General features: G+C 59.9%; 19 protein-coding genes. 16 read left to right on the top strand and 3 right to left on the bottom strand.

Going from position 1 to position 17,049, the window contains the following annotated elements; translation table 11 throughout:
- Nucleotides 1-20: 20 nt before the first annotated feature.
- From infA to ACIROW_RS17430, 12 genes are all read left to right on the top strand, one after another.
- Nucleotides 21-239: a translation initiation factor IF-1 gene (infA, locus tag ACIROW_RS17485; protein ID WP_005663428.1), complete on the top strand. Its 219-nt coding sequence runs from the start codon at nt 21-23 to the stop codon at nt 237-239.
- 38 nt (nt 240-277) lie between these two features.
- Entirely contained in the window at nt 278-391 is a 114-nt protein-coding gene (gene rpmJ / locus ACIROW_RS17480) for a 50S ribosomal protein L36 (RefSeq protein ID WP_014004415.1), read from the top strand.
- A gap of 28 nt (nt 392-419) precedes the next feature.
- Nucleotides 420-785, top strand: a complete 366-nt coding sequence (gene rpsM / locus ACIROW_RS17475; protein WP_016836021.1) for a 30S ribosomal protein S13 — start codon at nt 420-422, stop codon at nt 783-785.
- Nucleotides 786-828: 43 nt separating this feature from the next.
- Nucleotides 829-1,233: a 30S ribosomal protein S11 gene (gene rpsK / locus ACIROW_RS17470; protein ID WP_016836020.1), complete on the top strand. Its 405-nt coding sequence runs from the start codon at nt 829-831 to the stop codon at nt 1,231-1,233.
- 168 nt (nt 1,234-1,401) lie between these two features.
- Complete coding sequence (gene rpsD, locus ACIROW_RS17465) at nt 1,402-2,025, top strand: 30S ribosomal protein S4 (protein ID WP_402277756.1); 624 nt, start codon at nt 1,402-1,404, stop codon at nt 2,023-2,025.
- A 106-nt stretch (nt 2,026-2,131) separates the two neighbouring features.
- Entirely contained in the window at nt 2,132-3,109 is a 978-nt protein-coding gene (locus ACIROW_RS17460) for a DNA-directed RNA polymerase subunit alpha (protein ID WP_007875351.1), read from the top strand.
- 183 nt (nt 3,110-3,292) lie between these two features.
- On the top strand, nt 3,293-3,682 hold the full coding sequence (rplQ, locus tag ACIROW_RS17455) for a 50S ribosomal protein L17 (RefSeq protein ID WP_007875352.1): 390 nt from the start codon (nt 3,293-3,295) through the stop codon (nt 3,680-3,682).
- A gap of 281 nt (nt 3,683-3,963) precedes the next feature.
- The gene (locus ACIROW_RS17450; protein WP_402277755.1) at nt 3,964-4,896 is read left to right on the top strand and encodes an ATP-binding cassette domain-containing protein; all 933 of its coding nucleotides are present in this window, start codon (nt 3,964-3,966) and stop codon (nt 4,894-4,896) included.
- A 16-nt stretch (nt 4,897-4,912) separates the two neighbouring features.
- On the top strand, nt 4,913-5,689 hold the full coding sequence (locus ACIROW_RS17445; RefSeq protein ID WP_402277754.1) for an ABC transporter permease: 777 nt from the start codon (nt 4,913-4,915) through the stop codon (nt 5,687-5,689).
- A 26-nt stretch (nt 5,690-5,715) separates the two neighbouring features.
- Nucleotides 5,716-6,048, top strand: a complete 333-nt coding sequence (gene cutA, locus ACIROW_RS17440; RefSeq protein ID WP_402277753.1) for a divalent-cation tolerance protein CutA — start codon at nt 5,716-5,718, stop codon at nt 6,046-6,048.
- Nucleotides 6,041-7,819 carry a protein-disulfide reductase DsbD gene (gene dsbD / locus ACIROW_RS17435; RefSeq protein WP_402277752.1) on the top strand — a complete coding sequence of 593 codons (1,779 nt, stop codon included), beginning with the start codon at nt 6,041-6,043 and terminating at the stop codon, nt 7,817-7,819. Before cutA ends, dsbD begins: the two co-directional genes overlap by 8 nt.
- A gap of 125 nt (nt 7,820-7,944) precedes the next feature.
- Complete coding sequence (locus ACIROW_RS17430) at nt 7,945-8,583, top strand: peroxiredoxin (protein WP_053200830.1); 639 nt, start codon at nt 7,945-7,947, stop codon at nt 8,581-8,583.
- Between the two features lie 47 nt (nt 8,584-8,630).
- On the opposite strand, the gene ACIROW_RS17425 is transcribed toward ACIROW_RS17430, so the two are convergent.
- On the bottom strand, nt 8,631-9,572 hold the full coding sequence (locus ACIROW_RS17425) for a LysR substrate-binding domain-containing protein (protein WP_402277751.1): 942 nt from the start codon (nt 9,570-9,572) through the stop codon (nt 8,631-8,633).
- Between the two features lie 184 nt (nt 9,573-9,756).
- On the opposite strand from ACIROW_RS17425, the gene ACIROW_RS17420 reads away from it, so the two are divergent.
- From ACIROW_RS17420 to ACIROW_RS17410, 3 genes are all read left to right on the top strand, one after another.
- Nucleotides 9,757-10,896, top strand: a complete 1,140-nt coding sequence (locus tag ACIROW_RS17420; protein ID WP_402277750.1) for an iron-containing alcohol dehydrogenase — start codon at nt 9,757-9,759, stop codon at nt 10,894-10,896.
- Nucleotides 10,897-10,912: 16 nt separating this feature from the next.
- Complete coding sequence (locus ACIROW_RS17415) at nt 10,913-12,511, top strand: aldehyde dehydrogenase (NADP(+)) (RefSeq protein WP_402277749.1); 1,599 nt, start codon at nt 10,913-10,915, stop codon at nt 12,509-12,511.
- A gap of 95 nt (nt 12,512-12,606) precedes the next feature.
- Entirely contained in the window at nt 12,607-13,791 is a 1,185-nt protein-coding gene (locus ACIROW_RS17410; protein ID WP_402278042.1) for an ABC transporter substrate-binding protein, read from the top strand.
- 238 nt (nt 13,792-14,029) lie between these two features.
- Here ACIROW_RS17410 and hemB read toward each other — a convergent pair whose 3' ends face one another.
- Nucleotides 14,030-15,040, bottom strand: a complete 1,011-nt coding sequence (gene hemB / locus ACIROW_RS17405; protein WP_402277748.1) for a porphobilinogen synthase — start codon at nt 15,038-15,040, stop codon at nt 14,030-14,032.
- A 341-nt stretch (nt 15,041-15,381) separates the two neighbouring features.
- A complete protein-coding gene (yihA, locus tag ACIROW_RS17400) occupies nt 15,382-16,107 on the bottom strand; it encodes a ribosome biogenesis GTP-binding protein YihA/YsxC (protein ID WP_402278041.1) in 726 nt (241 codons plus the stop codon).
- Nucleotides 16,108-16,305: 198 nt separating this feature from the next.
- Here yihA and ACIROW_RS17395 point away from each other — a divergent pair, with 198 nt between their 5' ends.
- Nucleotides 16,306-16,974, top strand: coding sequence for a c-type cytochrome (locus tag ACIROW_RS17395; RefSeq protein WP_402277747.1), 669 nt, complete (start codon nt 16,306-16,308; stop codon nt 16,972-16,974).
- Nucleotides 16,975-17,049: the final 75 nt, after the last annotated feature.

Raw genomic sequence — 17,049 nt, 5'->3', positions numbered from 1 at the left:
CCAAAGGAACAGACGATCGAATGGCAAAAGACGACGTTATTCAGATGCAAGGCGAGATTCTGGAGAATCTGCCTAATGCGACATTCAGAGTTAAGTTGGAAAACGGACATGTTGTACTCGGCCATATTTCCGGGAAAATGCGGATGAACTATATTCGCATCCTCCCAGGAGATAAGGTCACGGTGGAACTGACTCCTTATGATTTGAGCCGGGCACGTATCGTGTTCCGTACCAAGTAGTGTGAAACGAACCTAGTATCGAAAGAAAGAGGGCCACAATGAAAGTGCTCGCATCAGTCAAGCGGATCTGCCGCAACTGCAAAATCATCAAGCGCAAAGGCGTAGTTCGTGTTATCTGCACAGAACCGCGTCATAAACAGCGCCAAGGTTAATTTAACGTTATTGATCGAGGAATAACGCATGGCACGTATTGCAGGGGTCAACATCCCCAACCATCAGCACACTGTAATCGGCTTGACAGCCATCTACGGTATTGGCCGTCCACGCGCGCAAGATATTTGCGTCGCCACCGGTGTCCCGACCAATAAAAAGGTCAAGGATCTGGACGATAACGAACTGGAAAAGCTCCGTGACGAAATTGCAAAATTCGTCGTCGAGGGTGACCTGCGTCGCGAACTGTCGATGAACATCAAGCGTTTGATGGACCTGGGCTGCTACCGTGGTATGCGTCACCGTAAGGGCTTGCCTTGCCGTGGCCAACGTACCCGCACCAATGCGCGTACTCGCAAGGGTCCACGTAAAGCCGCACAATCGTTGAAGAAATAATCCCGGCACCCGCTAGTCGATTACCGGATTCAAGGAAATAATTATGGCAAAGAGCCCAAATAACGCCGCAGCAGCACGTGTGCGCAAGAAAGTTAAGAAGAACGTTGCAGAAGGTATCGCTCACGTTCACGCTTCGTTCAACAATACCATCATCACGATCACCGATCGCCAAGGTAATGCTTTGTCTTGGGCGACTTCGGGTGGTGCCGGTTTCAAGGGTTCGCGTAAATCGACTCCGTTTGCTGCCCAGGTCGCTGCTGAAGCTGCCGGCAAGGTTGCAATCGAATGCGGCATCAAGAATCTGGAAGTGCGCATCAAGGGCCCAGGCCCAGGTCGTGAATCGGCTGTGCGCGCACTGAACAATCTGGGCATCAAGATCACCCAGATCCAGGACGTGACTCCGGTCCCGCACAACGGCTGCCGCCCACCAAAGCGTCGTCGTATCTAATCTGTAGTATAATCTTGCGCTTTCGCAGAACATGCGAAAGCGTTGGAAATCACCCGCCAATGACCTTGGCGGGTTTTGTTCTTAAGCCCACTGTTTGATTGCACGCAGATCAAACTAGCGTTCAGGCCGGCGACGGTCTTGGAACGTCATTCAATTAAAGGAAATACCGTGGCACGTTATATCGGACCTAAAGCAAAACTTTCCCGCCGTGAAGGCACCGACCTGTTCCTGAAGAGCGCACGCCGCTCGCTGGATTCCAAGTGCAAACTGGATTCCAAGCCAGGTCAACACGGCCGCACTTCCGGTGCTCGCACTTCGGATTACGGCAACCAATTGCGCGAAAAGCAAAAGGTCAAGCGTATCTACGGCGTGCTCGAGCGCCAATTCCGCCGCTACTTCGCAGAAGCCGACCGCCGCAAGGGCAACACCGGCGAAACGCTGCTGAAGCTGCTGGAAGCTCGTCTGGACAACGTCGTTTATCGTATGGGTTTCGGTTCGACCCGTGCTGAAGCGCGTCAACTGGTTTCGCACAAGGCGCTGACCGTCAACGGTATCGTCGTGAACATCGCTTCGTACCAGGTCAAGGCTGGTGACGTCGTCGCCGTCCGCGAAAAGGCCAAGAAGCAAGTGCGTATCGCCGAAGCCCTGTCGCTGGCTGAGCAATCCGGTTTCCCATCGTGGGTTTCCGTCGATGCCAAGAAGCTGGAAGGCACTTTCAAGACTTCCCCGGACCGTAACGAAATCGCCAACGACGTCAACGAATCGCTGATCGTCGAACTGTATTCGCGTTAATCCGTATCCTGCGTTTTCCCTGTGCCCACCTTCTTGGTGGGCATTTTTCCGACATGCCATCAGCCTTATCGGTGTAACGAACCGAGGGTATTGAAGAGGACATTTCATGCAAAATAGTTTGTTGAAGCCACGTATCATCGAAGTTGAAGCACTGGGCGCCGGTCACGCGAAGGTCGTGATGGAGCCGTTCGAGCGTGGCTATGGCCACACCCTGGGCAACGCGCTGCGTCGCGTTCTGCTGTCGTCGATGATCGGTTACGCCCCGACCGAAGTCACCATCGCCGGCGTCGTACATGAGTATTCCTCCCTCGACGGCGTGCAGGAAGACGTCGTTGACATCCTGTTGAACCTGAAGGGCGTCGTGTTCAAGTTGCATAACCGCGACGAAGTCACACTGACCCTGAAGAAAGAAGGCGAAGGCGTTGTTCTGGCATCGGATATCGATCTGCCGCACGATGTCGAGCTGATCAATCCGGATCACGTGATCGCCAACCTGACCGCAGGCGGCAAGCTGGACATGCAGATCAAGGTCGAAAAGGGCCGTGGCTATGTGCCGGGCAACGTTCGTCGTCTGTCCGAAGATGCCAACAAGACCATCGGTCGCATCATCCTGGACGCGTCGTTCTCGCCAGTCCGCCGTGTTTCCTACGCTGTCGAATCGGCACGCGTGGAACAACGTACCGATCTGGACAAGCTGGTCATCAACATCGAAACCAACGGTGTGATCACACCGGAAGAAGCGATCCGTCAATCGGCCCGCGTCCTGGTTGATCAACTGAACGTGTTCGCCGCCCTGGAAGGCACCGAAGCGACTGCCGAAGCTCCATCGCGCGCACCGCAAGTCGATCCTATCCTGCTGCGTCCGGTCGACGATCTGGAACTGACTGTCCGTTCGGCAAACTGCCTGAAGGCCGAAAACATCTACTACATTGGCGATCTGATCCAACGTAGCGAGAATGAACTGCTGAAGACGCCGAACCTGGGCCGCAAGTCCCTGAACGAAATCAAGGAAGTTCTGGCATCCCGCGGTCTGACCCTGGGCATGAAGCTGGAAAACTGGCCGCCAGCCGGCCTGGAAAAGTAATTTTGCAATGATGGTGAGCGGTTGAAAGATCGCTCACCGTGCAAAGCGAAGCAGTAAAAAGCAGCACCGTAGAGCAGCACCAAGTCCTGGCAACAGGCAATAACCCAATCGATACCGGTCCGCGGCAAATAGACACTGCCGATAGAAGAACTGGATTAAAACTGTAATCTGAAAGGAAATATCATGCGTCACCGTCACGGTCTCCGTAAACTGAATCGTACTTCCTCGCACCGCCTGGCAATGCTGCGCAACATGACAGTATCCCTGCTGCGCCACGAAGCCATCAAGACAACTCTGCCAAAAGCCAAGGAACTGCGCCGCGTCGTCGAGCCTATCCTGACTCTGGGCAAGACCGATACACTGGCCAACAAGCGCCTGGCATTCTCCCGCCTGCGCGACCGCGAAATCGTCGGCAAGCTGTTCTCCGAACTGGGCCCACGTTACGCAGCACGTAACGGCGGCTACCTGCGCATCCTGAAAATGGGTTTCCGCGTCGGCGACAATGCTCCTATGGCTTTCGTTGAACTGGTTGATCGTCCGGACGTCTCGGAAGAAGCGCCAAGCGTCGAGTAATCACGCTGCTGCATGCTGACATCGCGTCAAGCACGATGGAAGAAAAAAGCCAGGCCATGCCTGGCTTTTTGCATTTCCGGGACATTGCAATACCGCGCAGTTTGCTCTGCCGAACTTGACCGCCCCGACTGCAACAAGCACACGTAAATACGGTCGAACCGCTTGTTGCAAGTCGGGCGGATCGGACGAACCGTCGCAGCTACATCAACGGCATGCCCGGCGCAACCAGCCGGCATGCCGATACGCCAACCACGAAGCGCCCGCGCGGCGCTAGGAACGATATGACGGAGCCATCGATACTGTCGGTCAGCAAGCTGCACAAGGCATTCGGCGCCGGCGACCAGCGCGTCGCCATCATCAACGACTTGAGCTTCGCCCTGCGTCCCGGTGAATGCTACGGCCTGCTTGGCCCCAACGGCGCCGGCAAGACCACCACGCTGCGTCTGTGCCTCGGGCTGGCCACGCCCGACAGCGGTGAGATCCGGCTCGGCGGCAAGGCCATCCCGGAACAGGCGCGCGGCGCACGCATGCGCGTCGGCGTGGTGCCGCAGGCCGATAACCTCGATCCCGACTTCACCGTGCAGGAAAACCTGCTGGTGTTCGCGCGCTACTTCGGCATCACCGATGCGACGATGGCGCAGCGCATTCCCGAGTTGCTCGAGTTCGCCAACCTGACGGCAAAGAAGGATGCCCGCATCGCTGAGCTGTCCGGCGGCATGAAGCGGCGACTGACGCTGGCGCGCGCGCTGGTCAACGATCCCGACCTGATCTTCATGGACGAGCCGACCACCGGCCTCGATCCGCAGGCGCGCCACATGATCTGGGAGCGCCTCAAGAACCTGCTGGCGCGCGGCAAGACCATCCTGCTGACCACCCACTTCATGGACGAAGCCGAGCGGCTGTGTGACCGCCTGGCGGTGATCGATCACGGCAAGATGATCGCGGAAGGTTCGCCGCAGGACCTGATCGCGCAACACATTGAAGCCGAGGTGCTCGAGATCTACGGCGAGAATGCCAAATCATGGGCCGAGCAGCACGGCCGCAGCCATGCCTCGCGCGTCGAATACAGCGGCGAGACCGTGTTCTGCTATACCAACGATGCGCAGGCGTTGCTGGCCACCCTGCAGCACGTGCAGGGGGTGCGCTACATGCACCGCCCGGCCAATCTCGAAGACCTTTTCCTCAAACTCACCGGCCGCGAAATGCGCGATTAGGCCTCAGGAAAATCACATGACGACAATCTACGCACCGCCGGTGTTTTCGCTGCGCTTCTATCCGATCTGGCGCCGCAATTTCCTGGTCTGGAAAAAGCTCATGGCCGCCAGCATCATCGGCAACATCGCCGAGCCGCTGATCACGTTGATCGCCTTCGGTTACGGCCTCGGCAGCATCCTCAAGGAAATCGACGGCATTCCCTACATCCACTATCTCGCCTCGGGCTCGATCTGCATGTCGGTGATGATTGCCGCGTCGTTCGAGGCGCTGTATTCGGCCTACTCGCGCATGAGCGTACAGCGCACCTGGGACGCACTGATGAACGCGCCGCTGGCGCTCGACGATATCGTTCTCGCCGAGCTGCTGTGGGCCGCCACCAAGTCGTTGTTCAGCGGCGCCGCCATCCTGTGCGTGATGTTCGCGCTCGGCATCGGCCTGCATCCGCAGGTGGTGCTGGTGCTGCCGGTGCTGTTCCTGGTTGGCATGACGTTCGGCGCGTTGGGTCTGATCATGAACGCGCTTGCCAAGGGCTACGATTTCTTCACGTATTACTTCACGCTGGTGCTCACGCCGATGACCTTCCTGTCGGGCGTGTATTATCCGGTTGCGCAGTTGCCGTCATGGTTGCAAACAGTGTCGCAATTCCTGCCGCTGAGAGCCGCCGTGAACCTGGTGCGCCCGCTGGTGCTGGGGGGCTGGCCGCAGACGCCGTTGCTGGATCTGGCGGTGCTGGCGTTTTACTGCTGCGGCGGATTCTACGCCGCGGTGATCTTCACGCGGCGGCGCTTCTGAATATTGAAGAAAACCGGAGAGATGCCATGGAACAAGCGCTGATCGTACTGACCAATCTGCCCGACGCCGAGCTGGCAAAATCGCTGGCGCACACGCTGGTGGAACGCCGCCTGGCGGCCTGCGTGAACATCATGCCTGCGGTACAGTCAATATATCGGTGGCAGGGCGCCGTCGAGCATGCCAGCGAGATAAGCTTGATGATCAAGAGCACGCAGGCGCGCTATGCCGAACTGGAAGCGGCGATCGTCGCCGCGCATCCTTACGACGTGCCGGAAATCATCGCACTGCCGATTACCGCAGGCTTGCCCGCCTACCTGAATTGGATCGTTGCAGAAACCGGGAAAGAGATGAATGTTTAAGCGTTTGCTGGTCGCCGTACGTGGCGGCTTCTTGATGAAATTATTGCTGGCCGCCGTGTTGGCCGCTTCGCTGGCGCCGGCAAGCGCGTCGGCGGAAGAGTATCTCGCGCCGGAAGCGGCCTTCCGCTTTTCCGCCGTGATGGTCGATGCGGGTACATTGCAGATCACCTACGCGATCGCCGACGGCTACTACATGTACCGTGATCGCTTCCATTTCAAGGCCGACGGCGCCACGCTGGGCCGGCCTGATTTTCCGCATGGCAAGGTCAAGTACGACGAGAATTTCCAGAAGGAAGTCGAGACCTATCGCAACAGCGTCAGCATCCGCATCCCGGTTGAGGTGTCCACATCCCCTGGCGCATTCAAACTGGTCTCGACCGCACAGGGCTGCGCCGACAAGGGCTTGTGCTATCCGCCGATGGATACTGCTGTGGACATGTCGGCCAGCGCTGTCGGCAAGGTCGTAGGACCGGCGGATGCATCCGGCAACGTCATCGCTTCCAGCGGCTCGGACATGGACAGGATCACCGCTGCACTCAGGAGCGGCAAGCTGCTGACCGTCCTGTCGCTGTTCTTCCTGCTCGGCGTTGGTCTCTCGTTCACACCCTGCGTGCTGCCAATGGTGCCGATCCTGTCGTCCATCATCGTCGGCGAAGGCGCGCAGGCCAAACGCGGCCGCGGCCTCTTGCTGTCGGCCGATTACGTGCTTGGCATGGCGCTGGTCTACACTGCGCTCGGCATCGCCGCCGGCCTGATCGGCGAAGGCTTGTCGGCAGCGCTGCAGAATCCTTGGGTGCTGTCGGCGTTCGCGCTGCTGATGGTCGGCCTGTCGCTGTCGATGTTCGACTTCTATCAACTGCAAGTGCCGGCGGCATGGCAATCCAAACTGACGGAAGCGTCCGGGCAGGGCAGCGGCAAGCTGGCGGGGGTATTTGTGATGGGCGCGATCTCGGCCCTGATCGTCGGCCCCTGCGTCGCGGCGCCGCTGGCCGGCGCGCTGCTGTACATCAGCCAGACGCGCGACGTCGTGCTGGGCGGCAGCGCTCTGTTCGCGATGGCGCTCGGCATGGGCGTGCCGCTGCTGGTCATCGGCGCCTCCGCCGGCGCCTTGCTGCCGCGCGCCGGCGGCTGGATGGAATCGGTCAAGCGCTTCTTCGGCGTGCTGATGCTGGCCACCGCCTTGTGGATGGTGTCGCCGGTCATCCCGGCCTGGGCCTTCGTGGCCGGCTGGGCGGTGCTGGGCATCGCCTACGGCGCCTACCTGCTGTGGAGCAAGCGGGGACACTGGATGTCGCGCGCCTGCGGCATGGCGTTCGCTGCGCTGGGATTGTTGCAACTGGTCAATGTCGCTACCGGCGGTCGCGATCCGCTGGCGCCGTTGTCGCATCTGGGCGGCCCCAAAGCGGCGGTGCATACCGATTTCGTACGCGTGCGCTCGGTCGCCGAACTCGACGCCGCGCTGGCGCAGACCGGCGGCAAGCCCGCAATGCTCGACTTCTATGCCGACTGGTGCGTGTCTTGCAAGGAGATGGAAAAATTCACCTTCACCGATCCGCGCGTGCGTGAAAAATTCTCCCGCATGGTCCTGCTGCAGATCGACGTCACCGCCAACAACGCCGACGACAAGGCCATGCTCAAGCGCTTCCAGCTGTTCGGCCCGCCCGGCATCATCCTGTTCGACGGCCAGGGCCGCGAGCTGGCCGGCAAGCGCGTGATCGGCTACCAGAACGCCGATCAGTTCTTGCAAAGCCTGCAAGCTTTGGCGCCTTGAAATCGGTCGCCGCCGGCGGCGTTTTCATAGCGCGGCGTTATTTGGTTACTCGTTAATAATTGTTGGGTCGTGACGTCACTGACGTTATAGTGGACGTCCTGAATTTTGTTACCAAGGAGACTGACATGACACTACGTTTGGGCGACACCGCGCCGGATTTCGAGCAAGATTCCTCCATCGGCAAAATCAAGTTCCACGAATGGGCAGGCGACTCCTGGGTGGTCCTGTTCTCGCATCCGGCCGACTTCACGCCGGTCTGCACCACAGAGCTGGGCCTGACCGCCAAGCTGAAACCTGAATTCGACAAGCGCAACGTCAAGGCCATCGCCCTGTCGGTCGACGGCGCCGAAGCGCACACCCAATGGATCAAGGACATCGAAGACACGCAGAAGACCGTGGTCGGTTTCCCTATCGTCGCCGACGTCGACAAGAAAGTCGCCGGCCTGTATGACATGATCCATCCGAACCAGTCCGAAACCGCGACCGTGCGCTCGCTGTTCATCATCGATCCGAAGAAGAAGGTGCGCCTGATCATCACTTACCCGATGAGCACCGGCCGCAACTTCGATGAAGTGCTGCGCGTGCTGGATGCGCTGCAACTGACCGACGGCTACACCGTGGCCACACCGGGCAACTGGAAAGACGGCGACGACGTCATCATCCCGTTGTCGGTCAAGGATGAAGAAGTGATCAAGCAAAAGTATCCGAAGGGCTACACTTCACCGCGTCCCTACCTGCGCATCACGCCGCAGCCGAACAAGTAAGCAGGTTCGGAAAATATCGAAAGCGCTCCCTTCGCGGGGCGCTTTTTTTACGCCTCTTCCTTCGGCGTCTCGCTGAATTCGTCGATGAACAGCTGCGCCACCGACGAACGCATGCTGCCGTGGCGCGTCACCAATTGATACGGCTCGCTGCGCGAATGCAGCGGCAGCGGCAGGATCGTGGTCATGCCGAAGCGCGTGCAGAACTGCGCCACGTCGACCGACATCAGCGCTACGAACGATGGATTTCTTTGCAATAGCGACAAGGTGGTGAAGGCCGAGGTGGTTTCCAGCAGATGCAGTGGAAAGCGCAGGTTGGCCTCGTGGAATTCGCGCTCCAGCAGCAGCCGCATCGGCATGTTGGCCGAATACACCACCCAGCGCGAATCCGCCAGGTCGGTCAGCTGCAGTGTCTCGCGCCCCGCCAGCGGGTGGTGGATGTTGGCCACCACCGCCAGTTTCTCGTTATGGATGTCGATGCTGTCGTACAGGTGCGGCTGCTGGCTGATGCTGGTGCGGCAGATCGCCATGTCCAGCCGGCCCTGGTCGAGCAGGCGCAACAGCCGCGCGCTGGTGTCTTCGACGATTTCCACCGACAGCGCCGGGCGCTTTTCCAGCAGCCGCGTCAGGGCGTCGGTCAGCAGCGGCACCGCGCCCATGATGACGCCCAGCGCCAGCCGGCCGCCATGGCCCTGCAGGATGCCGATCATGTCTTCGCGCAGGTGTGCCAAGTCGGTCTGGATCAGGCGCGCGTAGCGGATCACGCAATGGCCGAGGTCGGTGGCTTCCAGGCCGCGGTTGGTGCGCACGAACAGCTGTGCACCCAGGGTGGTTTCGATCTCCTGCAAGGCCTTGCTGGCGCCTGGTTGCGTCAGTGCGACCTGTTCCGCCGCCTTGAGCAGCGAACCGTGGTCGGCCAGTGCAATCAGCAGGCGCAGCTGTTTCAGATGCAGGCGGGAAGTGATGGAGCTCAGCGAGGGGATTTCTTGCATTGTGGATATGAGTGTTGGTTATAGCTGTATCAGCAGCTCTCATTAGGCAAAGCCTGCCGATTGGCATACAGTTTTGCCTCTAAAGCTTGAATCGCTCAGGGAAACCGCCTGATGCGCCGTGTTGTTGAAGCTGCCGGCTCCGCAACACGCTGCAAGTATATCTATAACTTTAAGGCTATGTACGATGGCATTGATTAACTACATTACCCAAGTCCAGTTCGACTTCGGCGCACTCGCGCTGCTGCAGCAGGAATGCGACCGCATCGGCATCCGCAAGCCGCTGATCGTCACCGACATGGGCATTCGCAATGCCGGCATCCTCGACAAGGTCGTGGCCCAACTGAAAGACGGCGCCCAGGTCGCCGTGTTTGACCAGACGCCGCCGAATCCAAATGAAACCGCCGTGCGCGCTGCGGTCAAACTGTTCCGCGACAGCGCCTGTGACGGCATCATCGCCGTCGGCGGCGGTTCCTCGATCGATCTTGCCAAGGGCGTGGCCGTCTGCGGCACGCACGAAGGCTCGCTCAAATCGTTTGCGCTGATCGAAGGCGGCCTCGCCAACATCACCGCCAAGACCGCACCCGTGATTGCCATCCCGACCACTGCCGGCACCGGCAGTGAAGTCGGCCGCGGCGCCATCCTGATCCTCGACGACGGCCGCAAGGTCGGCGTGTTGTCGCCGTACCTGGTGCCGCGCCTGGCGATCTGCGACCCCGAACTGACGCTGAATCTGCCGGCCATGATGACCGCCGCCACCGGCATGGACGCCATCGCCCACTGCCTGGAAACCTTCATGGCGCCGTCCTTCAACCCACCGGCCGACGGCATTGCGCTGGACGGCCTGTGGCGCGCCTGGGCGCACATCGAACGCGCCACCAAGGAACCGCACGACCGCGAAGCGCGCCTGAACATGATGAGCGCATCGATGCAAGGCGCCATGGCCTTCCAGAAGGGCCTCGGCTGCGTGCACAGCCTGAGCCACTCGCTGGGCGGCATCAATCCGCGCCTGCACCACGGTACCCTGAACGCCATCTTTCTGCCGGCCATCATCGAATTCAACAAGGATTCGGAATCGGTCATCAAGGAAAAGAAACTGGCGCGCATCGCGCACGCCATGGGACTGGCGAACGAAGCCGACATCGGCCCCGCGATCAAGGACATGAGCAAGCGCCTCGGCTTGCCGACCGGCCTGGCCGAACTCGGCGTGACCGAAGACATGTATCCGAAGATCATCAAGGGCGCACTGGCTGACCACAGCCACAAAACCAATCCGCGCGTGGCGTCGGAAGACGACTACGCTCGTATGCTCACCCAATCGATGTAACAGGAGAACGATAAAAATGACTCTGCTCGGACATAACTATATCGGCGGCGGACGCAGCGGCGAAGGCGACGTCAAGTTGCTCAGCATCGCAGCGGCGACCGGCGAGGCACACGCCGTCCCATTCCTGACCGCGACCGAAGCCGAAGTCAGCGCTGCGGTCGACGCCGCCAGCGCGGCTTATCCCGCTTATCGCGCCTTGTCGGCCGAAGCGCGCGCCAAATTCCTTGATGCCATCGCGGAAGAAATCGACGCCCTCGGCGACGACTTCATCGCGGAAGTTTCGCGTGAAACCGCCTTGCCTGCAGGTCGCCTGCAAGGCGAGCGCAGCCGCACCAGCAACCAGATGCGTTTGTTCGCCAAGGTCCTGCGCCGCGGCGATTTCTACGGTGCCCGCATCGATACGGCGCTGCCGCAACGTCAGCCGCTGCCGCGTCCCGACCTGCGTCAATACCGCATCGGCGTCGGTCCGGTGGCCGTGTTCGGCGCCAGCAATTTCCCATTGGCGTTCTCGGTGGCCGGCGGCGACACCGCCGCTGCACTGGCGGCCGGCTGCCCGGTCGTGTTCAAGGCGCACAGCGGCCATCTGATCACCTCCGAACTGGTGGCTGACGCCATTGAGCGCGCAGTCAAGCGCAGCGGCGTGCCGGCCGGCACCTTCAACATGATTTACGGCGATCGCGTCGGCGCGCAACTGGTCAAGAGCGCCGGTATCCAGGCGGTCGGTTTCACCGGTTCGCTGCGCGGCGGCCGTGCACTGTGCGACATGGCGGCGGCGCGTCCGCAACCGATCCCGGTGTTCGCCGAAATGTCGAGCATCAACCCGATCATCGTGTTGCCGCAAGCATTGGCCACACGCGGCGACGCGATTGCCCGCGACCTGATCGGCTCGGTCGTAGTCGGCGTCGGTCAGCTGTGCACCAGCCCGGGCCTCGTGCTCGGCGTGCGTTCTCCGGAACTGACCAAGTTCATCGAACAACTGCGCGAAGCGACACTCGCACAATCGCCCCAGACCATGCTCAACAGCGCCGGTCTGAAGACCTATGGCGGCGGTGTGGAACGCCTGAGCAAAGTCCCCGGCGTAGTCGTTCTTGCCGCCGGCGGCAGCAGCGCTACCCAGGCTGTGCCGCATCTGTTCAAGGCGGAAGCGTCGGTGCTGTTCACCAAGGAAGCGCCGCTGGAAGAGGAAGTCTTCGGCCCCGCGACCGTGATCGTCGAACTGGAAAGCCGCGAGCAACTGATCGATTTCGCCCGCAACATGCACGGTCAGCTGACCGCGACCTTGCAGGCGCAACCGGAAGACCTGCGCGCTCACCAGGACCTGATCGCGCTGCTGGAACAAAAGGCCGGCCGTCTGCTGGTCAACGGCTTCCCGACCGGCGTCGAAGTGAGCGATGCGATGGTGCATGGTGGTCCGTATCCGGCCACTTCCGACGCGCGCGGCACCTCGGTGGGCACGCTGGCGATCGACCGCTTCCTGCGTCCGATCTGCTACCAGAACTATCCGGACGAGTTGTTGCCGGCTGCACTGCAAAACGCCAATCCGCTCGGCCTGCTGCGTCTGGTCGACGGCGAGCCGACCAAGGCGGTGGTGAACGATCCGCGTACTGCACAATAATTTGAATTGAACAGGGAGGCGGCGCGCAATTCCAGGTTGCGCGCCGCGGCAGGACCATAACAACAGAGGAGACGGGTTTGAAAAAATTTCTGAAAATGGCGGCAATGTCCGCCGCGATGTGCGCTGCGTTCAGCGGTAACGCCAATGCAGCCGGCGACACCATCAAGATCGGTTTCATCACCGACTTGTCCGGTACCTACGCCGACATGGACGGCCAGGGCGGCATCGAAGCGATCAAAATGGCGATCGCCGATGCAGGCGGCACCATCAACGGCAAGAAGGTCGAATTTGTTTTTGCCGATCACCAGAACAAGGCCGATATCGCCGCCAACAAGGCGCGCGAATGGTTTGACCGGGACGGCGTCGACATGCTGGTCGGCGGCGTGAATTCCGCAGCCAGCCTGGCCATGGGCAAAGTAGCCGGTGAAAAGAAAAAGGTCTTCATCTCGGTCGGCGCCGGTACCACGCGCCAGACCAATGAAGAATGCAACGCCTACACCGTCCAGTACGCCTACGACACCACGGCATTGGCGCGCGGCACCGGCGCTGCCATCACCAAGCAAGGCGGCAAGTCGTGGTACTTCGTGACGGCCGATTACGCCTTCGGCACCTCGCTTGAAAAAGATACCAGCGATGTGGTCAAGGCCGGCGGCGGCACCGTCGTCGGCCAGGTGCGCGCTCCATTGGCGACGTCGGACTTCTCGTCCTTCCTGCTGCAGGCGCAATCGTCCAAGGCGCAGATCCTGGGTCTCGCGGTTGCCGGCGGCGACGTCATCAACGCCATCAAGGCGGCCAATGAATTCGGCGTGAACAAGACCATGAAGCTGGCCGGCCTGCTGATCTTCATCACCGACACGCACTCGCTGGGCTTGCAAGTCACCCAGGGCATGTACCTGACCGACGGCTGGTACTGGGACATGAACGACCAGTCGCGCGCATGGGGCAATCGCTACTTCGGCAAGATGAAGAAGATGCCGACCATGTTCCAGGCCGGCGACGCATCGGCTGTGGGCCAATACCTGAAGGCGGTCAAGGCAGTCGGCGGCACAGATGCCGACAAGGTCATGGACTACCTGCGCAAGAACAAGATCAACGACTTCTTCACCTCCAACGGCGTGGTCCGTCCGGACGGCCGCATGGTGCATGACATGTACCTGATGGAAGTGAAAAAGCCGTCCGAATCCAAGCGCCCATGGGATTACTACAAGCTGGTGCAGACGATTCCCGGCGACCAGGCGTACATGACCAAGGCGGAGTCGAAGTGCTCGCTGTGGAAGTAACCAGAAGCCTGGCAAAGACAGATTTGAAGCAGTAACGTTTCTGAGCAGAAGTCGGCGCAAGCCGATGCATTTCAGCGCATCTCGACTCACGTCGGGGTGCGCTTTTTTTATGCGGCGTTCAGCTTGGTGGAGTCGTCCTGCGCGCGCCAACAGTCGCGCGTCGGTGTGTCGCAAATCCATGCAAGGGAGAATGCGGCGTCGCGCTGAGGGCGACGCCGGCGGGATTGCTTCTACTGCGTTATTTCTTCAGGTAGCGCGCAATGTCGCGTGCGAAATACGTCAGCACGCCGTCGGCGCCGGCGCGCTTGAAGGCCATCATGGCTTCCATCATCGCCTTGTCGTGATCGAGCCAGCCGTTTTGCGCTGCCGCCTTGATCATCGCGTATTCGCCGCTGACCTGATAGGCGAAGGTCGGCACCTTGAATTCATCCTTCACGCGACGCACGATGTCCAGGTACGGCATGCCGGGTTTGACCATGACCATGTCGGCGCCTTCCTGCAGGTCCAGCGCCACCTCGCGCAAGGCTTCGTCGCTGTTGGCCGGATCCATCTGGTAGGTGCTCTTGCTGCCCTTGCCGAGATTGGCGGCCGAGCCGACCGCATCGCGGAACGGACCGTAGAAGGCCGACGCGTATTTGGCCGAGTAGGCCATGATGCGGGTGTAGATGAATTGCTCCGCTTCCAGCGCGTCGCGCACCGCACCGATACGGCCGTCCATCATGTCCGACGGCGCCACGATATCGACACCGGCCCGGGCCTGCGCCAAGGCCTGGCGCACCAGCAGTGCGGTGGTTTCGTCGTTGAGCACGTAGCCGTTGTCATCCATCACGCCGTCCTGACCATGGCTGGTGTACGGATCGAGCGCGACGTCGGTGAGGATGCCAAGTTCAGGGAAGCGCTGCTTGAGCGCCGCCACCGCGCGCGGCACCAGGCCGTCGGGATTGATGGCTTCGATACCGTCGGGCGTTTTCAGCGCGACGTCGATGACCGGGAACAGCGCCAGCACCGGAATCCCGAGCGCGACCGTCTCTTCGGCCACGTGCAGCAACTGGTCAATCGACAGGCGTTCAACGCCGGGCAGGGAGCCGACCGGCGTACGCAGGTTCTGGCCTTCCTGGATGAAGACCGGATAGATCAGGTCGGCGGGCGTGATGACGTTTTCCTGCATCATGGCGCGCGAAAACGCATCCTTGCGCATGCGGCGCATGCGGATGGCGGGGAACTGGGCGGAGGTGGAAGTCGATGACATAGTAAGTGCTCGCTAAACCGCAAGGAAAGGCTGCCACGGACAGATGGCTGGCGGTATCTGCCAGCCTTCGCGGCACGATGTTGCCGGCCTTTTAACTGCGGACAAATTTAAACAATTTCAATTAAAAAATAGTCAAAAGACGATAATTAAAAAATCGATTCGTCCTCTGAAACTTTTCTCCCGGGAGGGGTTCTGACGCATAGGCAATGTATGTTGCCTCCCGCTTCCCCTTCCCTCCCTGAGCGGGGCTCATCGTGCAAACGATAGGCGTTTGCCCTGGAAAGGTTTCCCCCCTTCCAGGGCATTTTTATTTACGGTATTGATTCGCTGTCAATTCGCTGCTAATTCTCTTCATTGCCGATATCGTCGGGCGCATTCGATGCATCCCATTCGGTATCTTCATCATTCGACAATCCCGCCAGTTCCAGAATCTTGTCGTTGGCCTCTTCGAGGCCGGTGCGCTTGAGTGCGGAAAACAATTGCGCCGTGAATGGAAACGGCTGGCCGTTCGCATCGACGTAGCTGGACAAAAAGGTATGCGCCTGCCGCAATGCATTGGTCGCATCGTTGCGGTTGAGCTTGTCGGCTTTGCTGAGGATGCAATGCAGCGGCTTGCCGGTGGGCGCAAACCATTCCACCATCTGGATGTCCAGGTCTGTGAAAGGCCGGCGCGAGTCGACGATCATCACCAGCGCAGCGAGTTGGTCGCGGCGGCGCACGTAGTCGCCCAGCAGTTCCTGCCAGTGCAGCTTGGCCGACCCGGACACTTGGGCGTAGCCATAACCGGGCAAGTCGACCAGCAGCGCGCGGATTTCATCCACTTTTGTCTCATCTTTGCGATGCTGCGCGACATGCGCGCCGCCGATCGAGAAATAGTTGATATGCTGTGTGCGTCCTGGCGTTTTTGATGCAAAAGCCAACTTTTTTTGATTGCACAGTACGTTGATGGCCGTGGATTTGCCGGCATTGGAGCGACCGGCAAAGGCGATCTCCGGTACCTGAGTATTTGGCAAATCACGGAGATGATTCACCGTGGTGAAGAAGCGGGCTTGCCAAAGTTGGGACATAGTAGGAGGAAAATGCATTGAAAGTGGGCAAAAATGCCGAAAAGCTATTGTACAATAAGGGGTTGTCTCTTGTTGTGTTGTACTGGGGGAAACACTTTTCGGATGTGCACTTTCAAACGTGCCTGAAAAGTTAGGGAAAGAGGAATCGCGTCGCCAACCTGGCAATTTATTATCACAATCAAGTCTCAGGGTGTTTGAATGAATCGTGCCTTTTCGCCGTTGTTGAAATCCTTGTTCATTGCAATGCTGGCGGTATCTTCCGCAGCGTTTGCAGCCGAAGAAAAAAAACCCGAGCCCGTCGCCAAGGTTGATCCGGCCAAAGGCGAAACGCTCTATACCAACGGCGACGCGGCGCGCAACATCACCGCCTGCGTTTCCTGTCATGGTGCCGCGGGTAATTCGACCATTACCGCCAATCCGCGCCTGGCGGGCCAGCATACTGCCTACATCGTCAAGCAATTGACCGATTTCCGCAGCGCCGGCCGCAGCAACCCCATCATGTCGCCGCTGGCCAAGGCCTTGTCGGATGAAGACGTGAAGAACATCGCCGCCTACCTCAATGCCCAGGCACCGAAGCCGGGCGCCGCCAAGAGCAAGGACACCCTTGACCTCGGCAAGCAGATCTGGCGCGGCGGCATCGCCTCCAAGAACGTTCCGGCCTGCGCCGGCTGCCATAGCCCGAACGGCGCCGGCATCCCTGCACAGTATCCGCGTCTGGCTGGCCAGCATCAGGATTACACGGTAACCGAATTGACGGCATTCCGCGGCGGCGCGCGCAGCAACAGCCCGCAGATGACGACCATCGCGGATCGCCTGTCGGACAAGGAAATCAAGGCTGTGGCAGACTACATCGCCGGCCTGAAGTAAAGAATCCGCTTTAAAGAGTCCGTTGTAAAAAATCCGATGTAAAAATTCGGTCGCAACAAATTGGAGGGGGTGGCT

Source organism: Herbaspirillum sp. NPDC101397, assembly GCF_044767325.1.
GTDB lineage: Bacteria > Pseudomonadota > Gammaproteobacteria > Burkholderiales > Burkholderiaceae_D > Herbaspirillum.
The sequence above is the reverse complement of the archived record's forward strand: the minus strand, read 5'-3'. Positions and strand labels throughout refer to the sequence as shown.